The 21727-nt window shown below is 65.6% G+C and carries 13 protein-coding genes; 1 reads left to right on the top strand and 12 read right to left on the bottom strand.

The annotated features are described in order from the left end of the window. Positions 1-256 precede the first annotated feature (256 nt). The 12 genes from kynU to K349_RS16520 all read right to left on the bottom strand — a co-directional run bounded on the left by kynU (position 257) and on the right by K349_RS16520 (position 20376). Entirely contained in the window at positions 257-1531 is a 1275-nt protein-coding gene (kynU, locus tag K349_RS0105820; protein WP_026368895.1) for a kynureninase, read from the bottom strand. Continuing rightward, positions 1528-1959 (bottom strand): MarR family winged helix-turn-helix transcriptional regulator, encoded by a 432-nt coding sequence (locus K349_RS0105815; protein ID WP_169731308.1) that lies wholly within the window; start codon positions 1957-1959, stop codon positions 1528-1530. The genes kynU and K349_RS0105815 overlap by 4 nt, the downstream gene beginning before the upstream one ends. Positions 1960-2213: 254 nt before the next feature. Further along, positions 2214-3089 carry an LmeA family phospholipid-binding protein gene (locus tag K349_RS0105810; protein ID WP_026368893.1) on the bottom strand — a complete coding sequence of 292 codons (876 nt, stop codon included), beginning with the start codon at positions 3087-3089 and terminating at the stop codon, positions 2214-2216. Further along, positions 3086-4423, bottom strand: a complete 1338-nt coding sequence (locus K349_RS0105805) for a CdaR family transcriptional regulator (RefSeq protein ID WP_026368892.1) — start codon at positions 4421-4423, stop codon at positions 3086-3088. Before K349_RS0105805 ends, K349_RS0105810 begins: the two co-directional genes overlap by 4 nt. A 67-nt stretch (positions 4424-4490) precedes the next feature. Next, a complete protein-coding gene (locus K349_RS0105800) occupies positions 4491-6176 on the bottom strand; it encodes a M20/M25/M40 family metallo-hydrolase (RefSeq protein ID WP_026368891.1) in 1686 nt (561 codons plus the stop codon). A 416-nt stretch (positions 6177-6592) separates the two neighbouring features. Next, the gene (locus K349_RS0105795) at positions 6593-7495 is read right to left on the bottom strand and encodes a glycine betaine ABC transporter substrate-binding protein (RefSeq protein WP_026368890.1); all 903 of its coding nucleotides are present in this window, start codon (positions 7493-7495) and stop codon (positions 6593-6595) included. A gap of 67 nt (positions 7496-7562) precedes the next feature. Further along, the gene (locus K349_RS19080; RefSeq protein ID WP_026368889.1) at positions 7563-8192 is read right to left on the bottom strand and encodes an ABC transporter permease; all 630 of its coding nucleotides are present in this window, start codon (positions 8190-8192) and stop codon (positions 7563-7565) included. Beyond that, the gene (locus K349_RS0105785) at positions 8192-9475 is read right to left on the bottom strand and encodes an ATP-binding cassette domain-containing protein (RefSeq protein ID WP_169731307.1); all 1284 of its coding nucleotides are present in this window, start codon (positions 9473-9475) and stop codon (positions 8192-8194) included. The genes K349_RS19080 and K349_RS0105785 overlap by 1 nt, the downstream gene beginning before the upstream one ends. 5 nt (positions 9476-9480) lie before the next feature. Then, positions 9481-10104, bottom strand: coding sequence for an ABC transporter permease (locus K349_RS0105780; RefSeq protein ID WP_026368887.1), 624 nt, complete (start codon positions 10102-10104; stop codon positions 9481-9483). Positions 10105-10920: 816 nt separating this feature from the next. After that, complete coding sequence (locus tag K349_RS0105765) at positions 10921-14052, bottom strand: ligand-binding sensor domain-containing protein (RefSeq protein WP_026368884.1); 3132 nt, start codon at positions 14050-14052, stop codon at positions 10921-10923. A 424-nt stretch (positions 14053-14476) separates the two neighbouring features. Next, a complete protein-coding gene (locus K349_RS0105760; protein WP_026368883.1) occupies positions 14477-16084 on the bottom strand; it encodes a site-specific DNA-methyltransferase in 1608 nt (535 codons plus the stop codon). After that, complete coding sequence (locus tag K349_RS16520) at positions 16081-20376, bottom strand: DEAD/DEAH box helicase (RefSeq protein WP_026368882.1); 4296 nt, start codon at positions 20374-20376, stop codon at positions 16081-16083. Before K349_RS16520 ends, K349_RS0105760 begins: the two co-directional genes overlap by 4 nt. A gap of 211 nt (positions 20377-20587) precedes the next feature. Between K349_RS16520 and K349_RS0105750 the strand changes: the two genes are divergently transcribed. Next, positions 20588-21331 carry a GntR family transcriptional regulator gene (locus tag K349_RS0105750; protein WP_245588006.1) on the top strand — a complete coding sequence of 248 codons (744 nt, stop codon included), beginning with the start codon at positions 20588-20590 and terminating at the stop codon, positions 21329-21331. Positions 21332-21727: the final 396 nt, after the last annotated feature.

Raw genomic sequence — 21727 nt, 5'->3', positions numbered from 1 at the left:
CTGCATCGCAAACCACCACGACGGGCAGGCGCGTGGGCCTGCGGGCGCGGAGCACTTCGCCGAGGTCGTCTGCTTCGCGCCTGAAGGCACAGTCAATCTCCCCATCTTCAGATGTTCCGTCGCTTGAATGATGGCAGACAATTTGATTTCCGGCGAGAAAATTCGAGCAACTTCAAGCAGGATATTCCACATACACGGACGCTTTGTCAAGCGTTGACCGGGCGTGTGTGATCCGGGCGGGCCTTCCGCCGCTTTGCTAGGAGACGGCGGCGCGCTCGGAGGAAAACGCCTCGTACTCGTGATTCCGGACGATCTCTTCCAGGGCGGAGACGGTGTGTTCCACCTCCGCGAAGGTAGAGTACAGCGCCACCGGCGCAAGCCGGATCACCCGCCGGGGGCGGAAATCCGGCACGATGCCCCTGGCCTTCAGGGCGCGGCAGATCCGCCATCCTTCGTCGTGCTCCAGGGCCACGTGCCCGCCCCGCCGGTCCGGCTCCAGGGGAGTGCCCACCTCGAATCCCAGAGGGACGAGGCGTGCCTCCGCCAGCTCGATGAGGAAGGATGTCAGCTCCAGCGACTTGGCCCGCACCGTGAGGATGCCCGCCTCGTCAAAGAGGTTGAGCGCTCCGTCGAGGGCCGCGGCGGAAAGGATGGAGGGCGATCCCATCTGCCAGCCGCTCGCGCTGGGCGCGTGCTCGAAGTGAAGCGCCAGGTCGAACTGCCGCTCCTTCACGTAGCCGAACCATCCCGCCAGCCCCGGCTCGCGCTCGAAATGCCGCCGGTGCAAAAAAAGCCCCGCGGGCGAGCCGGGACCACCGTTCAGGTGTTTGTAGGTGCACCAGAAGGCGAAATCCACGTCGTCGTCGTGGAGGCGGTGCGCCACGGATCCCACGGAATGGGCGCAGTCGAAGCCGATCACGATTCCCCGCTCGTGGGCAGCTTGGGTAAGCCGCCGCAGGTCCAGAAGCTGCCCGCTGCGGTAGAGCACCGCGGGAAGAACCGCCACGGCCACGGTGTCGTCCATCAGGGAGATGAGCGCCTCTTCGTCGAGGGTGCGGCCGTCGGCGCTTTTCGCCAGAATCAGGTCCTTCGCCGGATCTCCCCCCTGGAGCCGCACCTGGCTGGCAAGGGCGTAGAGGTCCGAGGGAAAGTTCAGCTCGTCCGCGAGGATCTTTCGGCGCGTCCCCTTTGGCCGGTAGAACGTGGCCACCAGGGAGTGGAGATTGGCCGTGGTGGACCCCACCAGAGCGACCTCCTCGGGTTCGGCCCCCACGAGAGGGGCCATTCTCGCGCCGATGCGCTCGCCGTAGGTGAACCAGTCGGGCCGGGCATCGAGCCACCCGCCGATGGCCAGATCCCGCCACTCCCGGGCGGCGCGCTCGAGTGATTCCAGGGCGTCCACCGACGCCAGCCCCAGAGAGTTTCCGTCCATGTAGACCGTTCCGGCGGGAACGTGGAACCTCGCGCGAAACGGCGCGAGTCTGTCCGCCTCGTCCCTTTTCCGTGCCTCTTCCGACCAGTTTCGCGTCATTTTTCTTCCTCCTCCAGATTCGCCGTCATTCTTCCGAGCAGCCTTTCCAGGTGCTGCCGTTCCTCCGGCGAAAAGTTTTTCGCCGCCGCCGCATCCCACTCCTCTAGAACCCGACGGATCAGGGGCAGTACCTCCCGCCCCCGGTCCGCGAGAAAGACATGCCGCTCCCGCCCGTCCTCCCCTTTCCGCCGGGACACCCACTCCAGCGCTTCGAGACGCCGCAGCGACCGCGTCACCGAGGCGGGATCCAGGGCAAGGCACGAGGCGAGTTCGGTCTGGGTCACACCGTCCCGCCGGGCCAGTTCCGCCAGATAGAGGTACAGCCCGTGCCCCGCGGCGATCCCCAGTTCAGCGAAACGCCGGTCCAGATGGCGCTGGCAGCGGCGATAGAGCGTCGAAATCAGTCTTCCCGGCGTCCAATGGTCCACGTTCATCCCCCCGCGCAGGTGGTTTTCCTCAAGGAAAGGAACCTCTGAAAAATGCCGCGCCGATCTCGGAAAAACGCGATGCAATCGAAAATCGAGAGAGCGATTCCTACTTGATCAGGGTTTCCGAAAGTCTACCAGCTATTAATTGCACGTGCAAGTACTTGCGACTGTAAAAGGCCCGGCTTTCACCGGGCCTTTTCTCCGTTTTCTTTCCACCGCGCCGCTCTCCTTTCGCCAACGCTTTTTTCGGCTTTTCAGCGAGCCTCGTAGCGCAGGGTCGTTCCTTCGAAGCGGGTGGGCGCCACCCGGGTGGCGAGAACAAGGGCGTCCTCGTCCACGGTAAGTTCCCGGAGCCGCACGGGAAAGGGGAAATCCCTGAAATCCAGCAGGGGCTGCGCCTTTTCGATGGCCTCCAGGATCATGGCCATGTCCGTCTCGGCGTTGTTCACGGAGATGCGATAGTTCCTCATGCGCAGGCGGTCCCGATCCTCGATCTCCAGATCGCTCTCCACCACGACCCGGGCGGAGACGACCCCCGAGGCAAACCGGGCGGAGGCGGAAAAGCCTCCGGGGCGCAGATCGAAGCGCAGGTCCCGCCACTCCGCGCCGCCTCCCGTGAGGGTGGCGCCGAGGAGAAAGTCGTTCAGATCCTTCTCCAGAACCCGCCCCTCGAAATAGCCCTGTACCGCCTCGGACACGTTCAGGTCCCCGAGATTCCCCTCCCCGTGGACACTTCCGTCGTTTCCGGAAGGGCCTCCGAGGTCGAATTTCACGAAAAGCGCCTCGAGACGGAGCGACTCGATGCGAATGCCCCCCTGTTTCGCCCCCCGGGCCTCGAAATAGAGCCGCCGCACCGCCCCGGACGCATCGGGACCGCCTTCGAGGACAAGCTCCAGGCTCTCCGGAGCCAGGCTCTCCACAAGGTTACGGAGCAACCGGGTGGAAAGATCCGTCTCCTCCACGGCGCCCGAAAAGGTCCGCACTGCCTGAGTCTCCGCGGCGAAGGCCCGGGAGGGTCCGCCGAAAACGGCGAGGGGGACGAGGATGAAGAGCGCCAACACCGACGCGGCGGCACGCACCGCGATAGACCGCCGTCCAGCCATTTTTTCTCCGCTTCTGCTGCTTTTCATTCAGGGGCACCTCCACGCACGAATTTCCGCGGCACCGAAGCCGGAGACGCCGCGTTTTGCCCGTCGCTTCCCTTTGCGTACAGCCGATCCACCTGAAGCAGCACCGCGAGCCGTCCCGCTTCGCGAACGTTCCGCGGATCGAGCCCGGTGAGGCGGTGTATCTTCTCCAGCCGGTAGTACAGGGTGTTCTTGTGACAGCGGAGAACTTCCGCAGCCCTTGAGGGGGCTCCTCCCGAGTCGCACCAGGCGACGAAGGTGCACACCAGCTCCTCCCGGTCCGCGACCTTTTCGAGGGGGAGCAGGAAGCGCCGTCGCAGTTCCTCCGCCCGGGAAGGGTCCGCCGAGGCAAGAAAACGCTCGAAGAGCAGCTCCTCCCGGTGGAACACGCCGCCGCCCAGGCGCGACCCCACATCCAGGGTCTCCAGGGCGTCCCGATAGACCCGGGGGTACGCCGCAGGCCGCCGGGCAATTCCTCCGACGCCGAAGGTTCCCGCAAGCCCCTGGGCGGCGAGTTCCGCAAGAATCTCCGAGCAGGACGCCCGCACCTCGTCGAGGCGCATCCGCTCCAGCAGCGAGAAGTCCTCTCTCCGCTCCCCGCCGCCGGAGAGGGTGTTTCCCCCCTCCGCCGCACCGGGGGCAGGGAGCAGAACCGCGTACAGGCACTCGCTCAGGGGCACCATCACGGTCCGGGACTCCCGAAAATGTCCCCCGAGGCTCGACGTCACGAGCTTTCGGAGCGCTCCGGCCTGCAATTCCGGGGCGCGGCCCCCAGCCGAGGCGTTCTCCCTTTTCCGCCCCCGCTCCGAAGACTTCCCGTCTCTGCGGCAGGAAAAGGCGAGGACGAAACGGGGACAGGTGAGATCCACGCCCACGCTGCGCCCCCGCTCGATCCACCGGGGTTCGTCCTCGGGGGCGATCTCCGACGAAAGCAGTTCCTGCATGAGGTTCTGCACAAGGCTCTCCCGCAGCAGGGCCGATTCAAGCAGAACCTGCTCCCGGAGAAAGAGTTCCGCGTGCTTCTGCACGAGGCGGCCGAACTTGACCACCACCGAAGGATCTCCCGCGATGGCGATGGATCCCACCACCCGCCCCTCCAGCTCGATGGGAAGGGTCACGCCGGAGCGGACGCCTCCGGCGAGGCGCGCCGCCTCCTCCGCGTCGGTGATCTCCAGGCAGCGCTCCCGCATCACCAGCAGGGAGGGAGCGTGGAGTCCTCCGATGCGCGAGGGGTCGCTCGAACCGATGATCCGCGCCGTCTCGTCCGTGAGAAGCACCGCGTGGCCGATGATCTCCGCAGTGATGGTGGCCACTTCCTGCGCCAGGGACGAAAGCATGCCGCTCGCCTCCCTTCGGGGCAATGCGCCGCAGATTCGTTGACGTTCCTCCATTCGCTCTCCCGGGTCACTCCTCCGCCGCGAGGCGCTCCACCAGGTACCGAAGCAGTTTGGGAGCGGTTTCCAGGGAGAAAGGAACGTCCATGCGCTCCGTGTCCTTGTGGGCGTCCTCGCCGCCGCATCCCAGGATGAAGCCCGGCACATCGAGGCGCAGCAGGTCCTTTCCGGAGAGCGCATAGAGCGTTCCCCATCCTGGGAGGTTCTCCTCCAGCAGGCGCAGTTCCTCCTCCGTGCCCTGAAAACCCAGGTAGCTCATGTCGGTGATGCCCCCGCAGTAGTCCAGAACCTGGAGGCGCTCGCCGTGGGCTTCCCGGGCGTAGTCGCCGAGACCCGCCACGGCGGTCCGGAGCCGGCGTTCCCGATCCGTGCGTCCCGCGTTGACCCTCGAGGGATAGAAGGGGGGGAGAAATCCCACGACGATGCAGGGTCCCTTGAGTTTCGACAGGGAGAGCACCTCGTCGAGGAGGCGGATTCCCTTCTCCCGCTGGTCCATCGTGTCGGGCAGCCCGGAGGCGATGCTTTCCACCCGGCGGGACAGGGCCTCCTCTCCGCCGAGAAGCGCCGCGGCGAGACGGAAGACCTCCCGGACCTCGTAGACCCGCCGTTCCGAGGTGCCTCCGAGGAGGTCCGTGCCGGGATCTGCCTGTCCGAGACGCTCGCAGTAGCTGCGCCGCACCGAGGCGAGCTGCGCCGCCGTCCTGTCCAGCGCCTGAGCGGCGACCCTGCGCATCTCCTCCAGAATCTCCCCGAGCGTCCGGGTGACGAAGAGCACGCTGGAGTAGGCGGCGGAACGCTCGGGAAGCGTCACGGAATAGCGTTCCCGCAGATCCTTCATGCGGAGACACGCGGGAGGACAGAGGGGACCCGAGGCGTCTCCGTCGAGCAGGTTGGGGTTGCCCTCCATCTCCGCCATCACGTGGGTGGCGAGAAGCAGGGAGTTCACGCCGTCGAAATAGCGCCCCACATGGGTGGGACAGCCGACGCAGAAGAAGAGGGCCGTCACCTTGCCGGTGGATCCCAGGTAGCTCACCCGGGTCGCCGCTCCTCCCTCGGCGACGCCCCGCTTGAAGGGCTCGCCCAGAAGGGCCGCACGGTAGTCGAGGCCCCGTTCCTCGGCAAAGCGCACCAGGTGGGAAACCGCGCCCCGCATGCCCACGGAGTCCACCTCTTCGTCGGGAACGGCCAGGAAGAGAAGATTCGTCCTCAGGCGCTCCGGCGCGGCGGACATCTCCGCCAGGTAGGCCGCGTGGATGGCAAGCCCGCCCTTCATGTCCATGATGCCCCGCCCGAAGAGGAAATTTCCCGATTCCAGGTCCCGCCTTGCCTCGGGAGAAATGTCCCGTTCACCGATGCGCCTCGAATAGGCCTCGGGCTCGAAGGCGAGGTCTCGCAGTTCGCCGCACACATCCACGTCCACCACGTCGTAGTGCCCCGTGAGAACGACGGTCTTCGCCGTCCGCGGCGACGCCTCCACGAAGGCGAGGAGCGCGTGCCGGCCCAATCCGCCCGTCTCCACCGGGGCGAGGAAGAGGTTTTCCGGATGGGCCCGGAAGTAGGGCAATGCCGCCAGCCGATCCCGCAGAACGCGGACCAGCTCGTTCTCTCCTTCGGTGCCGGAAATGCTCCGGACCCGCATCAGGTCCTGCAGCAGTGCGTAAATTCCACGGGGCGTGTTTTCAATGAGGTCGGTCATGTCCGTTTTCAACTCCTCCGTCGTGCGTTCTGTCGTGCGATGCCCTTTTCGGGAGAGCTTCGTTCGTAGCGTTTTCAGGAGTAGCCTTCTTCCTCGGTGAAAGAAAAACCCCTCGCAGTGTAGCATTCAGCATAATCCGCTTCAAGCAATCCCGGGAGGGCGCTTCCGGGGGAGTGTGACCGTCTCGAAGAAGCGACGCGCAGGGTCGAAAAAGAGCCCCGGAGACGGTGCTCCGGGGCGAGCAACTTCCGAACACGTTCCGGACTTACGGAACTTCAGGGACTTCGAAACCTTCGGAGACCCACGGAGACTGCAGAGACGCCTTCTTCCGGGGCGCTCTTCCGCGGCGCCTCCGGCGACATGCCGCACCTTTCTCCTCGGCATTCGGCGGCGCGCCGTTTCGGGCTTGGGCACGTCTACTTGATGATGCCGTGCCTCTTGAGGAACTCCTCCACGATCTCCCCGGGAGCGCGGTTTTCCTCCGTGGCCTGGTAGTTGAGTTCCGTGATGGCCTCCTCGTCGAGAAGCGCCCCGAGTTTCGCGAAGGGTTCGGCGATCTCGGGGTGTTTGTCCAGGATGTCCTTGTGGAGGACGAAGCAGGGGTTGTACACGGGGAACATGTTCCGGTCGTCCTCAAGGACTTTGAGGTTGTAGGCCCGGATCCGCCCGTCCGTGGTGAAGCCCGTCCCCACGTCGATGCTGCCGTCCTTCACGGCGAGATAGATGAGCCCAGGCTCCATCTGGTTCAGGTTCCTCGGCTCGGGCTTCATTTCGTAGGTGGCGAGGAGCTTCGGCAGTCCATCCGGGCGAGCGAAGAATTCGTTGGTGACGCCGAACTTGAGTTCCTTCGGATTGGCGTTCACGTAGGCCGCCAGCTCCGATGTGGTTGAAATACCGAGCCGTTCCGCGTCGGCGGCCCGGAGCATGAGACAGTAGGTGTTGTTGAAGGCCATGGGCGGCAGCCAGACAAGCCCCTTCGGCGCGTCCTGGTCGCGGACGAACTCGTAGGTGGCCTGGCCGCTGGGGAAAGGATCCTTGGCCTTGAAGAACACCGTCGCCGCCGTGCCGGTGTACTCCACGTAGCCGTGAATCTGCCGCGATTCCAGAGCCTGGCGCACGATGTTCGTGCCGCCCAGGGGGATCTTCTCCTCCACGTTGAATCCCAGATCGCGCAGGATGACCGCCGCGAACTTGCCCAGGATGAGCTGCTCCGTGAAGGCCTTGCTCCCCACGACGAACTTCTCCGCCGCCGCGAGCGGCGCGGCGAAGAGCGCCACCGCGAGCACCGCCGCAAGAATCCATCCTCCTCTTCTCCTCATGCGAATCCCTCCTTTTTTCGGTCTCTCGGGGGACCTTCCCCCGGATTCCACCTTCTCCGTCGCCGCGTCACCAACTGCCGCGCAAGCGCCGTTCCACCAGGCCGAGCGCCTTGTCCGCGAAGATCGCCAGAAGCGCTGTGGGAACCGCGCCTGAAAGAATGAGCCCCGTGTCCATCATGGAGAGTCCCGTGAAGATCATGCGTCCCAGCCCGCCCCCTCCCACCTGGGAACTCAGGGCCGCCGTGCCGATGGTGATCACCACGGCGGTGCGCAGCCCCGCGAAGATCACCGGCAGCGCCAGGGGCAGTTCCACCCGGACCAGAACGCCCAGGGGCGCCATGCCGATCCCCTTTGCCGCATCGAGCACCGAGGCGTCCACGCTGCGCAGTCCCTCCACCACGTTCCGCACCATGGGAACAAGGGAATAGATGGTGAGCGCGAAGATCGCCGTGGCCTCCCCCGTGCCGAGCACGGCCATGACGAGACCGATGACGGCGAGGCTCGGCACGGCCTGGCCGAGAAAGACGAACTGAGTCACGTACCGGGCCACATGCCCCTCCCGGGAAGAGGGCCGGGTGACCCAGATGCCCAGGATCAGGGCGAGGGGAAAGGCGATGCCGCAGGCGACCCCCACCAGCCACAGGTGCTCCAGCAGAAACTGAAGGATGAACTGGGGAGTGGCCACGCCGAGGAACATCAGGATCCCTCCCCCTGCTCCCAGATGTAAGAGTTCAGGTTCCGGAAGGTGAGCACTCCGAGAAAGGAACCGTCCTCGCCGAGGACGGGAACATTCAGAATCCCCAGAGTCACCATGATAAGCAGCGCGTCGTGGATGGTGGCGTTGCGGCTCACCGAGGTGGCGCGGCGCAGGAACGGGCCGACCCGCATGGAGGGATCCCGGCTCGCTCCGGCATCGACGAATCCCAGCAGGCGCCCCGCGTAGTCGAGCACATAGGCGAAGGGATTTCTGGCGAAAATCAGCGAGGTAGACTTCACGGCCTTCCGGACCTCCGCGAAGGTCTCCCCGATGCGCACCGTGGGGAGCCCCTCCGTAAGCAGGCGCACCCGCTCCACCTTCATGAAGGCGAACTTGGAGAGCGGATTCGACGCCCCCACGAAATCGTGGACGAAGCTGTCCGCCGGCGCCGTGAGCAGGCTCAGCGGATCCCCCACCTGCACGAGTTCTCCCGCCCGGAGGACGGCGATGCGGCTTCCCATCTTCATCGCCTCGGCGATGTCGTGGGTGACGAAGAGCACCGTCTTGCCAAGGGCCTGCTGGAGCTTGAGCAGCTCGTCCTGAAGACTCTCCCGGGTGAGCGGATCGAGGGAGCCGAAGGGCTCGTCCATAAGGATCACCTCGGGATCCCCCGCGAGCGCCCGGGCCACCCCCACGCGCTGCTGCTGTCCTCCCGACAGCTCCCGGGGCCATTTGCGGGCGTACTCCTCCGCAGGAAGCCCCACAAGGGCGAGGCTCCGCTCCACCGTCTCCCGGAGGGGAGCGCCTTTCATGCCCTTCAGCCGGGGAACGACCGCCACGTTCTCGAAGACCGACATGTGGGGAAAAAGGCCGATGCCCTGGATGACGTACCCCATGCGGCGGCGCAGTTCCTCCGGATCGAAGCCCGAAATATCCTCCCCGGCGAAGAGGATCGTTCCTTCCGTGGGCTCCACGAGGCGGTTTGTCATGCGCAGCGTGGTGGTCTTGCCGCACCCCGAGGGACCGATGAGCACGAGAATCTCGCCTCTGTGGACTTCAAGGTCGAGATTCCGCACCGCCACGACGCCGTTGTCGTACCGCTTCTCCACACCGACGAAACGGATGAGGGGCGTTTCCTCTCCGTCGCACGCTTTTCCGCCATCGTGCCCGGGCACAGGCGCGACATCCGCCCCGGAAGACGAAAGCGCCGGTCGCTCCTCCGAAACGACTTCGGCGGCCTCGGTGCGCTCCACGATCCGGATCTCGCCCGTGGTCTTCTCCACGGCCGTCACCCCTTTCCCATGCGGCGTTCCAGCACGCGCTGCAGTCGTCCCAGAAGCAGGTCCGCCAGGAGCGCCAGGAAGGTGGTCGCCAGGGCTCCCGTGACGATCAGATCCCGATTGCTGTTGGCGATGCCAAGCATGATGTACATGCCCAGCCCCCCCGCTCCGATGTAGGCCGCGATGGCCGTCACCCCCACTCCCATGACGAAGGAGGAGCGGATGCCCGCCATGATCACCGGAAAGGCCAGGGGAAGGCTCACGGTGGCGAGAATCCGCCATTTCCCCATGCCGATGCCCCGGGCGGCGTCGATCACCGAACGATCCACGTTACGGATGCCCGCCACGGTGTTGCGGAGCATGGGAAGCTGCGAGTAGAGAATCATGGCGATGACCGCGGGCACGGTGCCGATTCCCTTGCCGACGAGGGCCAGCACGGGCATGAGCAGCCCGTAAAGCGCCACGGAGGGAATGGTCATGACCACGCCGTCCACGAAGAGAATCGCTCCGGCCACCCGGGGATGGTCCGACACGACGACCCCCAGGGGAACGGCGATGCACGCGGCAATACCCACGGCGGTGCACACGATGACCAGATGTTGCCAGAGAGCGGTGAGGAAGGGTTGCGTCATGGCGATCCTCCGTCCCGGGGCAGTGCCCTTGCGCGTAGGAAACGGGAAAAGTCCGTTCCGCTCCGGAGGGTGCCCGCCGCGCCAAGGAAGGGCGGTAACGCGGAGCACCCGGGGTACACTCGTCTGCAAGGCGGAAGAGGGAGAACGCGAAAAAACCGGAAAGGGCGAAAACGGAGCCTTCGTCGCTTTTTCGCCGGTGCGAACCGACGGGTCGCCGCATTTCCGTCAAAAACTAAAAATCGCTTTCGGAAGGCGACGTTGCCCTTTGAGACCAGTATAGCATAGCGCTATCGCATAAAGTATACCGAACCGAACCGAACCAATCCGCGAAAAACCATCGGTGCGGTGTCGTGGGCGGTTACATCGTTCGGAGAAGGGTATTCTGGTGTTCGGCGGGCAAAAGAGGCGATTCTCCGGCCTCTTCCGGAAGCTCCTCGCCGTGTCCAAGCGGCGACGCCGTGGCGAGGGAGTGGCTTGCCTCCGGAACCGCCGGGCCATGCGGGCGGCTTGCGCCACGGTGGAGGCGATGCGGAAAAGGCGTCCCTTGAGGATCCACAATACAAAATGCCCCTGAGCACAAAGCGCTAAAGCTCTTTCCGCTCAAAGGGCGTGCTTATAGAACCTCTGAATAAGGCTGCGTCAGCCTCGCAGAGCACCTTGCAAAGCCTGATGCAACCCGCGTCAAGGAAAAGCGCAAGGCCTTTATTCAGAGCTTCCTTATGTTTTGCATTTCCTGCGGTTCCTTCATTCCCTGCGTTCTCCGCCGCCCCGTTCACCGGGTGCTCCGCAAAGGGGATCTCCTGCGCACAGAGGGGATCACTCGGGAAAATCGCCCCGCACCACCCGGTTCCGTCCCTCCCGCTTGGCCCGCAGCAGCGCCTCGTCGGCGCGGTGCATCAGGTTTTCAGGGGTCTCGTCCCCCACCTTGCCCGCCACGCCGAAGCTCATGGAAATCTCCCTGCCGAGACGCCGTCCCACCTCGGCGAGCCCGCGCCGCAGCCGTTCAACCACCGCCAGGGCCTCTTCGGTCCCCGTCTCGAGCATGAGCAGGGCGAACTCGTCCCCACCCCACCGGGCGAGAACGTCGGTGCTCCGGATTCCCGCGGAGAGGCTTTCCGCCACGGCGGCGAGAACCTGGTCGCCGAAGAGATGTCCCTCCCGGTCGTTCAGCGTCTTGAACTGATCGATGTCCCCCAGGGCAAGGGAAAGAGGTCGGTCGAACCGTTCCGCCCGGAAGAATTCCGCGGCGAAGGTCTCGTCGAACTTACGCCGGTTGCAAAGCCCCGTCAGTGTGTCCCGGGAAGCGAGAACCGCGAGCTCCCGATTGGCCTGCACCAGTTCGGACGTCCGCTCCCGGACCAGATCCTCCAGCCGCACCCGTTCTTCCTCCGCCTTCCGCAGCGCCTTGGATTGCCTTCGGGCCGCAACAGTGTAGACGGAGAACATGAGAAGGAAGCCGCTGAACACGTAGACCACGTAGGCGGAGGGCGTCTTCCAGGGGGGAACGCCGATGCGGATGCGATATTCCGCGGCGTCCTCCCCCCACCCTCCCGATCCGTTGGACGCCTTGATCCGGAAGAGATACTCTCCGTCGGGAAGGTTGGTGTATTCCGCCACCCGCCGGTGTCCCACCCGCTTCCAGTCCTCGTCGTACCCCACAAGCCGGTACATGAATTCGATGCGGTCGCCCGCGGAGAGATCCATCGGAGAGTACACCAGGGTGAGATCCTTCTCGTGCCAGGCGAGATCGATGGTTCCGGAGGTGTTGAGCATCCAGGCGTCGTTCCGGTTCTCCCCGCAAACGAGCAGTTCGTCGAGCACGACACCCCGGGGAGGAAGAGCACCGTCCGGCTCCTGGGGGCGGAAATAGTTGAACCCCGCCACGCCGCCCAAGAAGAGCGTGCCGTCTCCGCTCCGGAAAAAGGCGAAATTATTGAACTCCCGGCTTTGGAGCCCGTCGTATTCGTCAAAGACCCGCACGGCCCCATCTCTGGGGTTGAAGCGGGCGACTCCGTTGTTGGTGCTGAGCCACAACTCTCCCTCCGCGCCGGGGAGCACCGCGTAGATCGTCTCGTTCGGAAGGCCCTCCCCGAAACCGTAGTTCCGGATTTTCCCCGTTCCCTTGTCGAGGCGCGAAAGACCGCCTCCCTGGGTGCCGAGCCAGAAGGCGTCGTCGGTCTCGGCGAAGGCGAAAAGATTGTTCGACCCAAGGCTCTCCGGATCGCCCATGCGGTGGGCCAGCGTGTCGAATCCGTCCAGGCCGGGCGTCCAGATGCTCACCCCCGCGGACTCGGAGGAGATCCAGACCCGGCCCTCCCGGTCCTCGAAGAAACGGGTGATGTAGTCGCTCGCCAGGCTCCTCGGGTCGCCGTCATCGTGGACGAAACGAGTCCATTTCCCTTGGGAATCGCGCCGAAAGACCCCATCCTCCGTGGCGATCCACTCGTTTCCCCACCGGTCCAGGTGCAGCGCCAGCGTCCGATCGGACCGGTACCCCTCGGGCAACTCCCCCGGCGGCACGTAGGGCACGAACCGGTCCTGCGCTCCGTCGTAGACGGCAAGGCCACCGAAGCAGAAGACGAAGAGCCGTCCGTCCGGCGCACGGTACATCCCCCGCACTCGTGCGGCCAGGTTTTTCGGAAAACCGTCGTCGGCGGTGTAGCGCCGGTATCCTCCACTCCGGGGAATCCAGCGGCTCACACCCTGCAGCGTGGCGACCCAGAGCTCGCCCTTCTCCTCGTCGAGCCAGAACCCGCGGACCATGTTGTCCAGAAGCGAGGAGGGATTCTGCGGGTCCGAGCGGACCACGTGGAATTTCTGCCGCTCCGGAGCGAAGACCGACACGCCGTTGTAGTAGGTGCCCACCCACAGGTGGCCGTTTTTGTCCTCGTAGAGCCTGCGCACCGCGTTCCCCGCGAGGGTTCCCAAATATTCGGGGTTTCTTCGGAAATGGAGGATCGGTGTGCCCGGGCCGTCGTCCCGAAAGAGCCCTTTGTCGAAGGTCCCGATCCAGAGCGTCCCCCGGGACGTGCGCTCCACCGTGAGATAGTTGGCCGTCGCCAGCTCCGGATGCCGTCTCGCATAGGGGCGGAACCTCTCCGTGGCGGGGTCGAAGAGAAACAGCGCATCCGTCTCGAAGACGACGAGAATCTCCCGCCCCTCACCACTGGTGAGGGAGATCACCTGTCGCGGCCCGTCCAGCGGCGGAAAGAAGACGGAGATCGACTCGTCGGGATTGAGCCGCACAAGCCCCGTGTCGCACCCCATCCAGACCGTTCCCTCCCCGTCCACAAAAAGGCGGTCCACATAGAGGCCGTCCGTGGCGGAAATCCTCCGGACCCGCTCTCGCGCCGCATCGAGGATGTCGAGTCCCTGGTCGGTGGCCACGAGAAGCTCGCCCTTTCCGTTCTCGGCGAGATCCCTCACCTGGTCGGATCGCAGGGAGCGCGCGTCGGTCCCGGAAGTGAACCGCTCGAAGGAATCCGAGGCGGGGTCGTAGCGGTTCAGCCCTCCCTGGAACGTGCCGACCCACAGGGTCTTCCGGGAGTCCTCGAAAAGTTCCATGATGACGTTGTTCGAGAGGGAGCGGGGATTTCCCTCCTCCCTGCGGTAGACGCGGAATCCGTTGCCGGTGAGGCGGTTCAGCCCGTCCTGGGTGCCGATCCACAGGTGTCCGAAGGAATCCTGAAGGATGTCCTGCCCCGTGGACTGGGAGAGGCCGTCGGAGACGGAGAAGGAGCGGAAGAAGCCGTCGTTCTCGGTGGCGAAGGTCCAAGCGGATGCCGAAGACGGCAACGGAAGCGGCGCGAGAAGGGGAAAAAGCAGGACCGCGAGGGCGGGAAAAAACCGCATGATGCAAAGAAATTCCGGGAGGCACGCGCCTCGCCGGTCTCCGCTTCCGCTCATGGAAGCGCCCTCGGACTCGACAGGTTGCCTTCGAATTCCCACATGCCTCCGCCTCCTCGAGAGACCTTCCGGACGTCAGGGCCGGGTAGGATCTGGCACTTCCTCGAAGAAAGTCCCAGGCACCCGCAGAAGGCGACCCGTGCCCGACTCCGGATCCTCCCGGATCCTCACCTGTGTCCTTTCGGCAAGTTTGCCATAAAACCCATTATGGAACAAGTGGAGCGAACATCCCCGAAAAGACCGCGCACCGTCGGTCACCAGTGGCAGGGGCCCCCAAATCCGAACAGGCCGTGCAACCCCGTACAGGCCGCGGATCCCTGTGACATCCGGCCAGACTCAAAAGCGACTTGCAATGATCCTTGGCTGGAAATCGGCCAGGAATCGGGTGATTTTGGCCGAGAAAAGGAGTGCGCGAAAGGGAAGCGAAAGGGAAAAGGAAGAACCCCCGGAAGCGCGCTTGTTGCTGTCAGGGAAGCGCTCCCTCGTCTTCCGCGCCGCTCCTTTCGCACGGTTCGAGCTTGTAGACGCGGAAGCCCAGGTCGGGAGGGGCACCGAAGTCCTGGAGCGCGCGTTCTCCGCCGCTTTCGGCCGCTTCTCTCTTTTCCGTGCAGTCTGCTCCCTCCGAACGCAGCGCTCCGTTTTCACCGGAAGAACGTGCGCGGCCGGGGCGTGTCGCGTCTTGAGCCACCGCCCGGCCCGCCCTGCGGAGCCGCTCCTTGGCGAGTTCCGCGATGGTCCGGGGTTTGCCCAGGCGGTCGCAGTAGGCCGCGGCGTTTCGCTGCCCCTTGTTGGCGGGGTCGAGCGGCTCGGGGCTCTGGACGAGCAGGAAATGCCGGTCTCCTTCGCCGAGGGCGTTCTGGGCCAGCACGGCGTGCCCCGTCGATCCCGACCCGGCGAAGAAGTCCAGCACCAGGTCGCCGGGATCGGTGACCATGGCCACCAGCTCGCGCAGCACCTCCTCGTCCTTGGGGAAATCGAAGCAGTCCTCCTCCATGAGGCGGCGCAGGCGCTTGGTGGCGGCCCGCCCGTCCCGGTAAAAGACGCTGTAGGGGACCTGCTCCTCCCGGTCGGCCAGATAGGACTTGAAACAGGGGACGGCGGTCTCGTCGTCGCCGAAGTGCACCCGATCCTCGGCGATCCACCGCCGCATTTTCTCGGGATCGCTGGTCATCCACCCCCGGGAGGGGATTTTCACGGGTCTGCCCGTCCGGGGATGGAGCACCTCGAACCGGGGACCGCCGCCGCCGGGCCAGGAGATGTTGTCCGGAAAGTAGAGCCCCCGCGCATCGGCACAGGAGTAGTGGCGGTGCGCCTTGGCGGGAGCCTCGTCGGGAAGGGCGGCGAACCAGGCCTTCATCGCGGCGGTCACGGCGGCGTGGTCGCTTCGGAAGCGCCGCCGCAGCTTCCGGTACTGGGCATAGATCTCCTCCAGCCCCCTCTTGCGCTGCCGCCACCGGACACCCAGCTCTCTCAGAAACGCCGCGTCCCGGACGTAGCAGACAATGTACTCGTGGGAGACCGAGAGGAGGCGCGAATCGTTCTTGCGCCCCCCCGCCCAGACCAAATCCCCCACGAAATTCGCTCCGCCGAGGATCTCGTCCAGCAGCAGCCGCAGGCGGGGGTGCTCTCCTTCGTCACAGGAGACGAAGAGCACTCCCTCCCGGGCCAGAAGGTCCCGGGCCGCGAGAAGCCGCGGATACATCATGGAAAGCCACGCCGCATGGCGCCGCTCCTCCGCCTCCTGCCGGGACGCGCCCTCCGCGCCGCCGTTTCCGCCGCGCCGCGGAGCGTTTTTCGGCGCCTCTCTCCGGTAGTCGTCGGCGTAGACGAAATCCTTTCCCGTGTTGTAAGGAGGATCGATGTAGACGAGTTTCACCCGGCCCTCGCAGTCCTTCCGGAGGAGCTTGAGCACCTCCAGGTTCTCCCCCTCGATCATGCGGTTTTGCGTGCGCTCCCAGTCCACACTCTCCTCCGGGCAGGGGCGGAGGCGCCCCGAGGGCGGGGCCGCCGCCAAATCTTTCGCTGCGTTCTTGCCGGGCCAGAAGAGGCCGTAGGACTCGCCGGGTCCGCTCACGCGGATTCCTCCCGGAAGAGGGCCACCAGATCCTCCGTGGAGAGGCGCACCGCCGCGTCGGTCCCCTCGAGCAAGCCCTCGGCGAGTTCCCGCTTGGTACGGTGCAGATCGAGAATCTTCTCCTCCACGGTGTCCCTGGCCACCACGCGGTAGATCGTCACAGGGCGCTTCTGGCCGATGCGGTGCGCCCGGTCTGAGGCCTGATCCTCCACGGCGGGGTTCCACCAGGGGTCCATGTGGATCACGTAGTCCGCGGCGGTGAGATTGAGCCCCGTGCCGCCCGCCCGAAGGCTGATGAGAAAGACGTCGCCGCTGCCGCTCTGGAAGGCGTCCACGGCGCGGCGGCGCGCCTCCGGAGGAGTTGCGCCGTCCAGGTACTGGTAGGAAATGCCCTCCGAGTCCAGATATTGGCGCAACAGGGCCAGGTGACCCGTGAACTGGCTGAAGACGAGGGCGCGGTGACGGTTCGCCCGGAGGTCCTCCACCAGCTCCGCAAAGGCGTCGAGCTTGGCGCTGGGCAGCTCCGTTCCCTCCAGCACGAGCCGGGGATTGCAGCAGGCCCGGCGAAGCCGCATGAGTTCCGCCAGGATGCGGAACCGGCGGTCCCGTTCCTCTCCGACGTCCTGCTCGATGGTCTCCAGGGCGCGGCGGCGGACCGACTCGTAGAGTGCCCGCTCCTTTTCGGAGAGGTCCACCGTGAGGAGCACTTCGGTCTTCTCCGGAAGCTCCTCCAGCACGGCCTCCTTGGTCCTCCGGAGCAGGAAGGGGGCGAGAAGACGCCGGAGGCGCACCCGGGCGGTGCGGTCCCCCTCTTTCTCGATGGGCGCGGCGAAACGCCGGGCGAAGGATTGGGCGGAGCCGAGCAGGCCGGGGTTGAGAAAGCGGAAGAGGCTCCAGAGCTCCCCCAGGTTGTTCTCCACGGGCGTTCCCGTGGTGGCCATGCGGAAGGAGGCGTTCAGGGAGAACGCCGCGGCGGTGCGCTTCGCCCCGGCGTTCTTGATCGCCTGGGCCTCGTCGAGAATGACCACGTTCCACTGGGGACGGGAGAGGAGTTTCTCCTCGCCGAGGAGCAGGCCGTAGCTCGTCACCACCACGTCGAAGGGGGCGAGTTCCGCCACGAGACGCTCCCGGTCGTTCCGCCGGAAATCGTGCACGCGCAGGGAGGGGGCGAAGCGTGCGGCCTCGCTCGTCCAGTTGGCCGCCACGGAGGTGGGCGCCACCACGAGGGACGGCCCCAGATGCGCCCGGGAGAGCAACAACGCCAGGGCCTGGACGGTCTTGCCCAGCCCCATGTCGTCCGCGAGGCACGCACCGCCGCCCCAGTGGGCGAGACGGCAGAGCCAGCGGAAGCCGTCCTGCTGGTAGGGGCGCAGCTCTCCCCGGAACGTGGCGGGAAGCTCCGGAGCGAGCGTGGACGCCTCCCGGAGCAGGTCCATCCGCACCTCCCATGCCTCGTCCTTGACGAGTCCCGGGGTCTCCGCCTCCAGCTCCTCCAGAAACGGCGCCGCCAGGGGCGAGAAGCGCAGATCCTTTCCCTTGACCTCTCCCAAAAGGGCCAGCTCATCCAGCCGCCGCCGGAACTCCCGGGTGAGGGCGAGAAAACCTCCCTTGCCCAGGGGAAGAAAGCGTCCCCGGTTTTTTTCCATCAGGTCCAGAAGCTGCCGCAGGTCCAGCACGGTCTCCTCGTCCACCTCCACCGTGCCGGAGAGGGCGAACCAGTTCCGTTCTCCCCGGAGGGAGGCCCGGAACTCCCCGTGCCCCACAAGGCGCCGCACTTCCAGGCGCCCCCCCGAGGGCCACTCGACGTTCACCCGGTCGCCCTGTTCCTCCAGTTCGAGGAGGAACTCCAGGCAGTCCTCGGGATCGTCGAAGCGCCACTGGTCCGGCGCGAGCTGCTCCCCCCGGTCGAGAGAGGGACAGGATTCCCGGAAGAGCCGGGCCCGCTCCTCCTCGTCGGCGAAGGAGCGCTGCGCCACGCCCCGGGCCTCCTCCCGGAGGCCGAAGACGGTGACGCCTCCTTTGCCGGCCTTGCAGAGCGGCCCGTCGAGACCGAGAGGACGGACGAAGAGTTCCACCAGAAAGCCCGGCGGAGAGGGAACGAGCTGCACCACCGGACGAGGATCTCCCGGGAGAATCTCCTCCCGGGTCACCACTCCCTCCAGGTCGGTGCGGATTTCCACGAAAGAAGCAAGCTGCGACAGCGACGCGGTAAGGCGGGGCAGCGCTTCCGCGGGAAAAAGCGTCCCTTGTCTGCCGAGGAGCTGGGCGAGGTCCAGGTGGTGCTGCCGGGGACGCACGAAGCGGAGCCGGAAGCGGCTTTCCTCGAAGAGGCTCCAGGAGGACTCCGAGGAGAGCCAGGGAACGATCCGCAGGCGGATCCCCCCGTCCGTGCGGGTGGTCTCCAGGCGCGGCTCCGTCGCCACGATCTCCAGCCGCGCCGAGGGGTCGTCGCTCCGGAAGAGCAGAGGGTGCCCCTGCAGCGCCTCCAGCGCCCGGGAAAGATCGAAGTCGTAGGTGGAACCGACGCCGAAGGGAGTGTAGTACTTGTTTTCCTCAAGGCTGTCGCAGACGCGGTGATCCTGAAGCGTCAGGTAGGGAACGCTCTTTCGGTCCCGGGAGAGCCGCTTGAGCGCCACCTTGCGCCCCTTGCTCCAGCGCCCCCGGAAGGATTGCTCCAGAGGCTCGATCTGCACGGCAAGTCCCCCCGGAAGCGACGAGGACTTCAGAATCAGATGCCACACGAGACGCTTGGACACCGCCTGTTTCTCATCCTCCTCCGCCTCTCCCGGTCCCATCGCCACCTGTTCCAGTCCGGAGAGCGCCACCTCCCAGGAAGAATGGCCCTTCCAGAGCCTCACAAGGCGAAAACCTTCTTCCGTCGGCACGCCCTCCATCGATCCGGCGTATCCGAGAGCCCGCAGCACCGCCGCGCACTCGCCCCCAAGCCACGCATAGCCGCAGGCGAAGAGCTTCTTCGTCAGCTTCTCCAAAAAGGCAAGGTATTCCTCGGAAACACCCACTCCGGTCCAGGCGGCGCCGAGGGCGAGAAACAGACTTTCGATGGGGTGAAGGTCCCCCTCTCGCACGCGCTCCTTCTCCGCCCGCCGCGCCTCCGCCGCCAGCAGGGACACCAGCAGTTCCCCGGGCTTCTCCGCCCTGGCGGACTCCCCCTGCTCAGGGGCAAAGACAGGCTCGGTGGGCCGCAGGAAGAAGGCCGCCGTCACCGCGGCGATGAACGGGGCGTTCGCGAAAGGAACGTTGCCGGACGCCTCCTGGCAGGCCACGCCGTAGTCATAGGCTCGCTGGAGGCTTGTCCGGTCGCCGCAGGCGATGCGCGCCAGGGGATAGAAAAGGGCGAAGAGAAAGGGAAGGGGACCTTTTTTCCCCTTCGGAAAAAGCTCTTCCAGAGCCTGCTCGTACCGGGCGGCCGCCGCCGCGGCGCCCGCCTCCTCCGTCAGGAGCCGCAGCGCCACGAAGGAGCTGTCCCAGGCGAGGAGTTCCCCCGGAAGGGGTGACGGCAGTTTTGCGAAACGCGCACGCGCCTCCTCCACGACCTCCCGGTCGCCCCGGAGCACCCCCTCGACGGCGGCGAGGGAAATGAGGTGGAAAGATCCCGGATATTTTCGCAGCGCGGCGCGCAAAAAGGAAAGCAGCGGAGGAAGCGGCCGAAGAAACCGCAGCGCCTCCGAGGTGAAAAACCCCGCCAGCACAGTGACGGCACGTTCGGACAGGCCCAGAAAAAAGGGGAGATTTTCCGGAACGGCCAGAAGCGCGCGCACGAGCGACGCCGGGCTCGTCCGTTCGTCGTCCGAAAGCCTCGGCCCCTTGAAAAGGCGGAGGAACGTCTCCTCTTCGCCGCTGAAGAGGGCATAGCGCAAGCCCCGGGCGAGGTCGTCCGCGTTCTCGTACACCTCCTGGCCGAAGCGGAGCGGAACGGGCACGACCCGGCGCACCGCGTAGAGCAACTGCGTCAGCTCATTCCGCGACACCGCATCACGGAAGGCCGTGTCCACAAGCTCGGGAGCGCACCGCCACCGGAGCTTGCCCGCATCCTGCAGCACGCCCTTCGATGCCAGGCTCTTGATCAGGCGCTGGGGCGCCCGCAACACGCCGGTCCGGGCAAACGTCTCGGGAAACGCGAAGCCGAAGAATTTCGAGAACCCCGTCTCGTTCAGCGGAACATACGCCACCCCCGCGGAGCGCACCACCAGTTTTTCTGGCTCGTCCAGGGCGGCGTACCGCGCTTCCGCCTCCCTGTCCGTCCTCGTGTCCTGAGCCTCTCTCTCGTTCATCCGGGTCCCCCCGCGTTCGCAAAAGATGGGCGTCTCCGGGGGCGCCCGCCCGACCGGAGACACAAGAGCGCTTGGAGAAATGCCTCTCCCGCCCTGTTTTTTCAGTATACCCCAGAGGCGCCCGTAAAGGGATTGCCTTCCTGGACCTCAAGTGGCATAGTCCACATGTCAACAAGACAATATATCCAAAAACCCACGCATCCTCCGGGAGGTGATTTTCCTGCGCAAACTGGACAAGAACAGCCCGATCCCGCTCTACTACCAGATCAAGGAAGCGCTCCAGGAGATGATCGACAACGGAGAACTCTCCCCGGGCGATCCCGTCCCCTCGGAGCGCGATCTCTGCGAGCGCTTCGCCATCAGCCGCATGACCGCGGGCAAGGCCGTCACGGCCCTGGTGAACGAGGGCATCCTCTACCGGGAGCGGGGACGTGGAACCTTCGTGGCCCATCCCAAATCGGCCTGCACGTCCTCCCATCTGGCGGGGTTTTCCGACAACATCCGCGCCGCCGGCCTGGCATCGCGGACGAAAATCCTCCTCTTCGAACGCGAGGAGGCATCCCGGACCATTCGCGAGGCCCTGGAGATCGGTTCCGGAGAGGAAACGGTCTTCAACATCCTTCGCCTGCGCTTCGTGGAGGACGAACCTTTCTCGCTGGAAAATGTCTGGATTCCCGCGTGCCGTTTTCCGGAATTCTCCCGGGAGCTTCTGGAGGGAAAATCTCTCTACGCGCTCATGCGGACCCGTTTCGGCGTGCAGTTCTCCCACGCGCGGCAGACCATCGAGCCCGTGCTCTGCTCCGACTTCGAGGCGGAGCACCTGGATCTCGCCCCGGGGACGCCCCTCCTGCTCTTCCGGCGGGTCGCCTACGCAGCCCCGAAAACGCCGGTGGAGTATTCCAAGTGCATCTATCGGGGAAAGCGCTTCAAGTACGAGGTTTCCTTCGGGATTTAGGCATCCCGGAACGGTGAAAACGTTTACCGGGACCAGTGATCCGAAATTCCACGAAAAGAGGGTGCGACAGATGCTCGGAAGTCTGCAGAAACTCGGCAAGGCATTGATGCTTCCCGTGGCGGTGCTCCCCGCGGCGGCCCTCGCCATGAAACGCCATCTGAAAAAACGGTGAGACGCGCGAACGCCTGTCCGGCGGGCTCTCCGCCCGTCGGACAGGTATGCCCCGGAAATCGCCGCTTCGGTGCGGCAAAGGGGGGGCGGGACGGATCCCCGGGCACGCAGGAACTGCGGCGGGACCGAAGCGGAGGCACGCCGGGCACGCAGCAGCCACCGCGGAACCGAAGCGGAGGCACGCCGGCGAAAAGCCTCATCGCCACGAAGACGGAGGAGGAAACG

Origin of the sequence: Aminiphilus circumscriptus DSM 16581 (assembly GCF_000526375.1) — a bacterium.
Classification (GTDB): Bacteria; Synergistota; Synergistia; order Synergistales; family Aminiphilaceae; genus Aminiphilus; species Aminiphilus circumscriptus.
Note: the sequence above shows the minus strand (reverse complement) of the source record. Positions and strands in the feature narration are given on the sequence as shown.

Bases quoted from the DNA above. Each gene is read 5' to 3' on its own strand.
- kynU (WP_026368895.1), bottom strand. From the start codon at position 1,531: ATGACGCGAAACTGGTCGGAAGAGGCACGGAAAAGGGACGAGGCGGAC.
- K349_RS0105810 (WP_026368893.1), bottom strand. From the start codon at position 3,089: ATGAAAAGCAGCAGAAGCGGAGAAAAAATGGCTGGACGGCGGTCTATC.
- K349_RS0105805 (WP_026368892.1), bottom strand. From the start codon at position 4,423: ATGCTTTCGTCCCTGGCGCAGGAAGTGGCCACCATCACTGCGGAGATC.
- K349_RS0105800 (WP_026368891.1), bottom strand. From the start codon at position 6,176: ATGACCGACCTCATTGAAAACACGCCCCGTGGAATTTACGCACTGCTG.
- K349_RS0105795 (WP_026368890.1), bottom strand. From the start codon at position 7,495: ATGAGGAGAAGAGGAGGATGGATTCTTGCGGCGGTGCTCGCGGTGGCG.
- K349_RS19080 (WP_026368889.1), bottom strand. From the start codon at position 8,192: ATGTTCCTCGGCGTGGCCACTCCCCAGTTCATCCTTCAGTTTCTGCTG.
- K349_RS0105780 (WP_026368887.1), bottom strand. From the start codon at position 10,104: ATGACGCAACCCTTCCTCACCGCTCTCTGGCAACATCTGGTCATCGTG.
- K349_RS16520 (WP_026368882.1), bottom strand. From the start codon at position 20,376: ATGAACGAGAGAGAGGCTCAGGACACGAGGACGGACAGGGAGGCGGAA.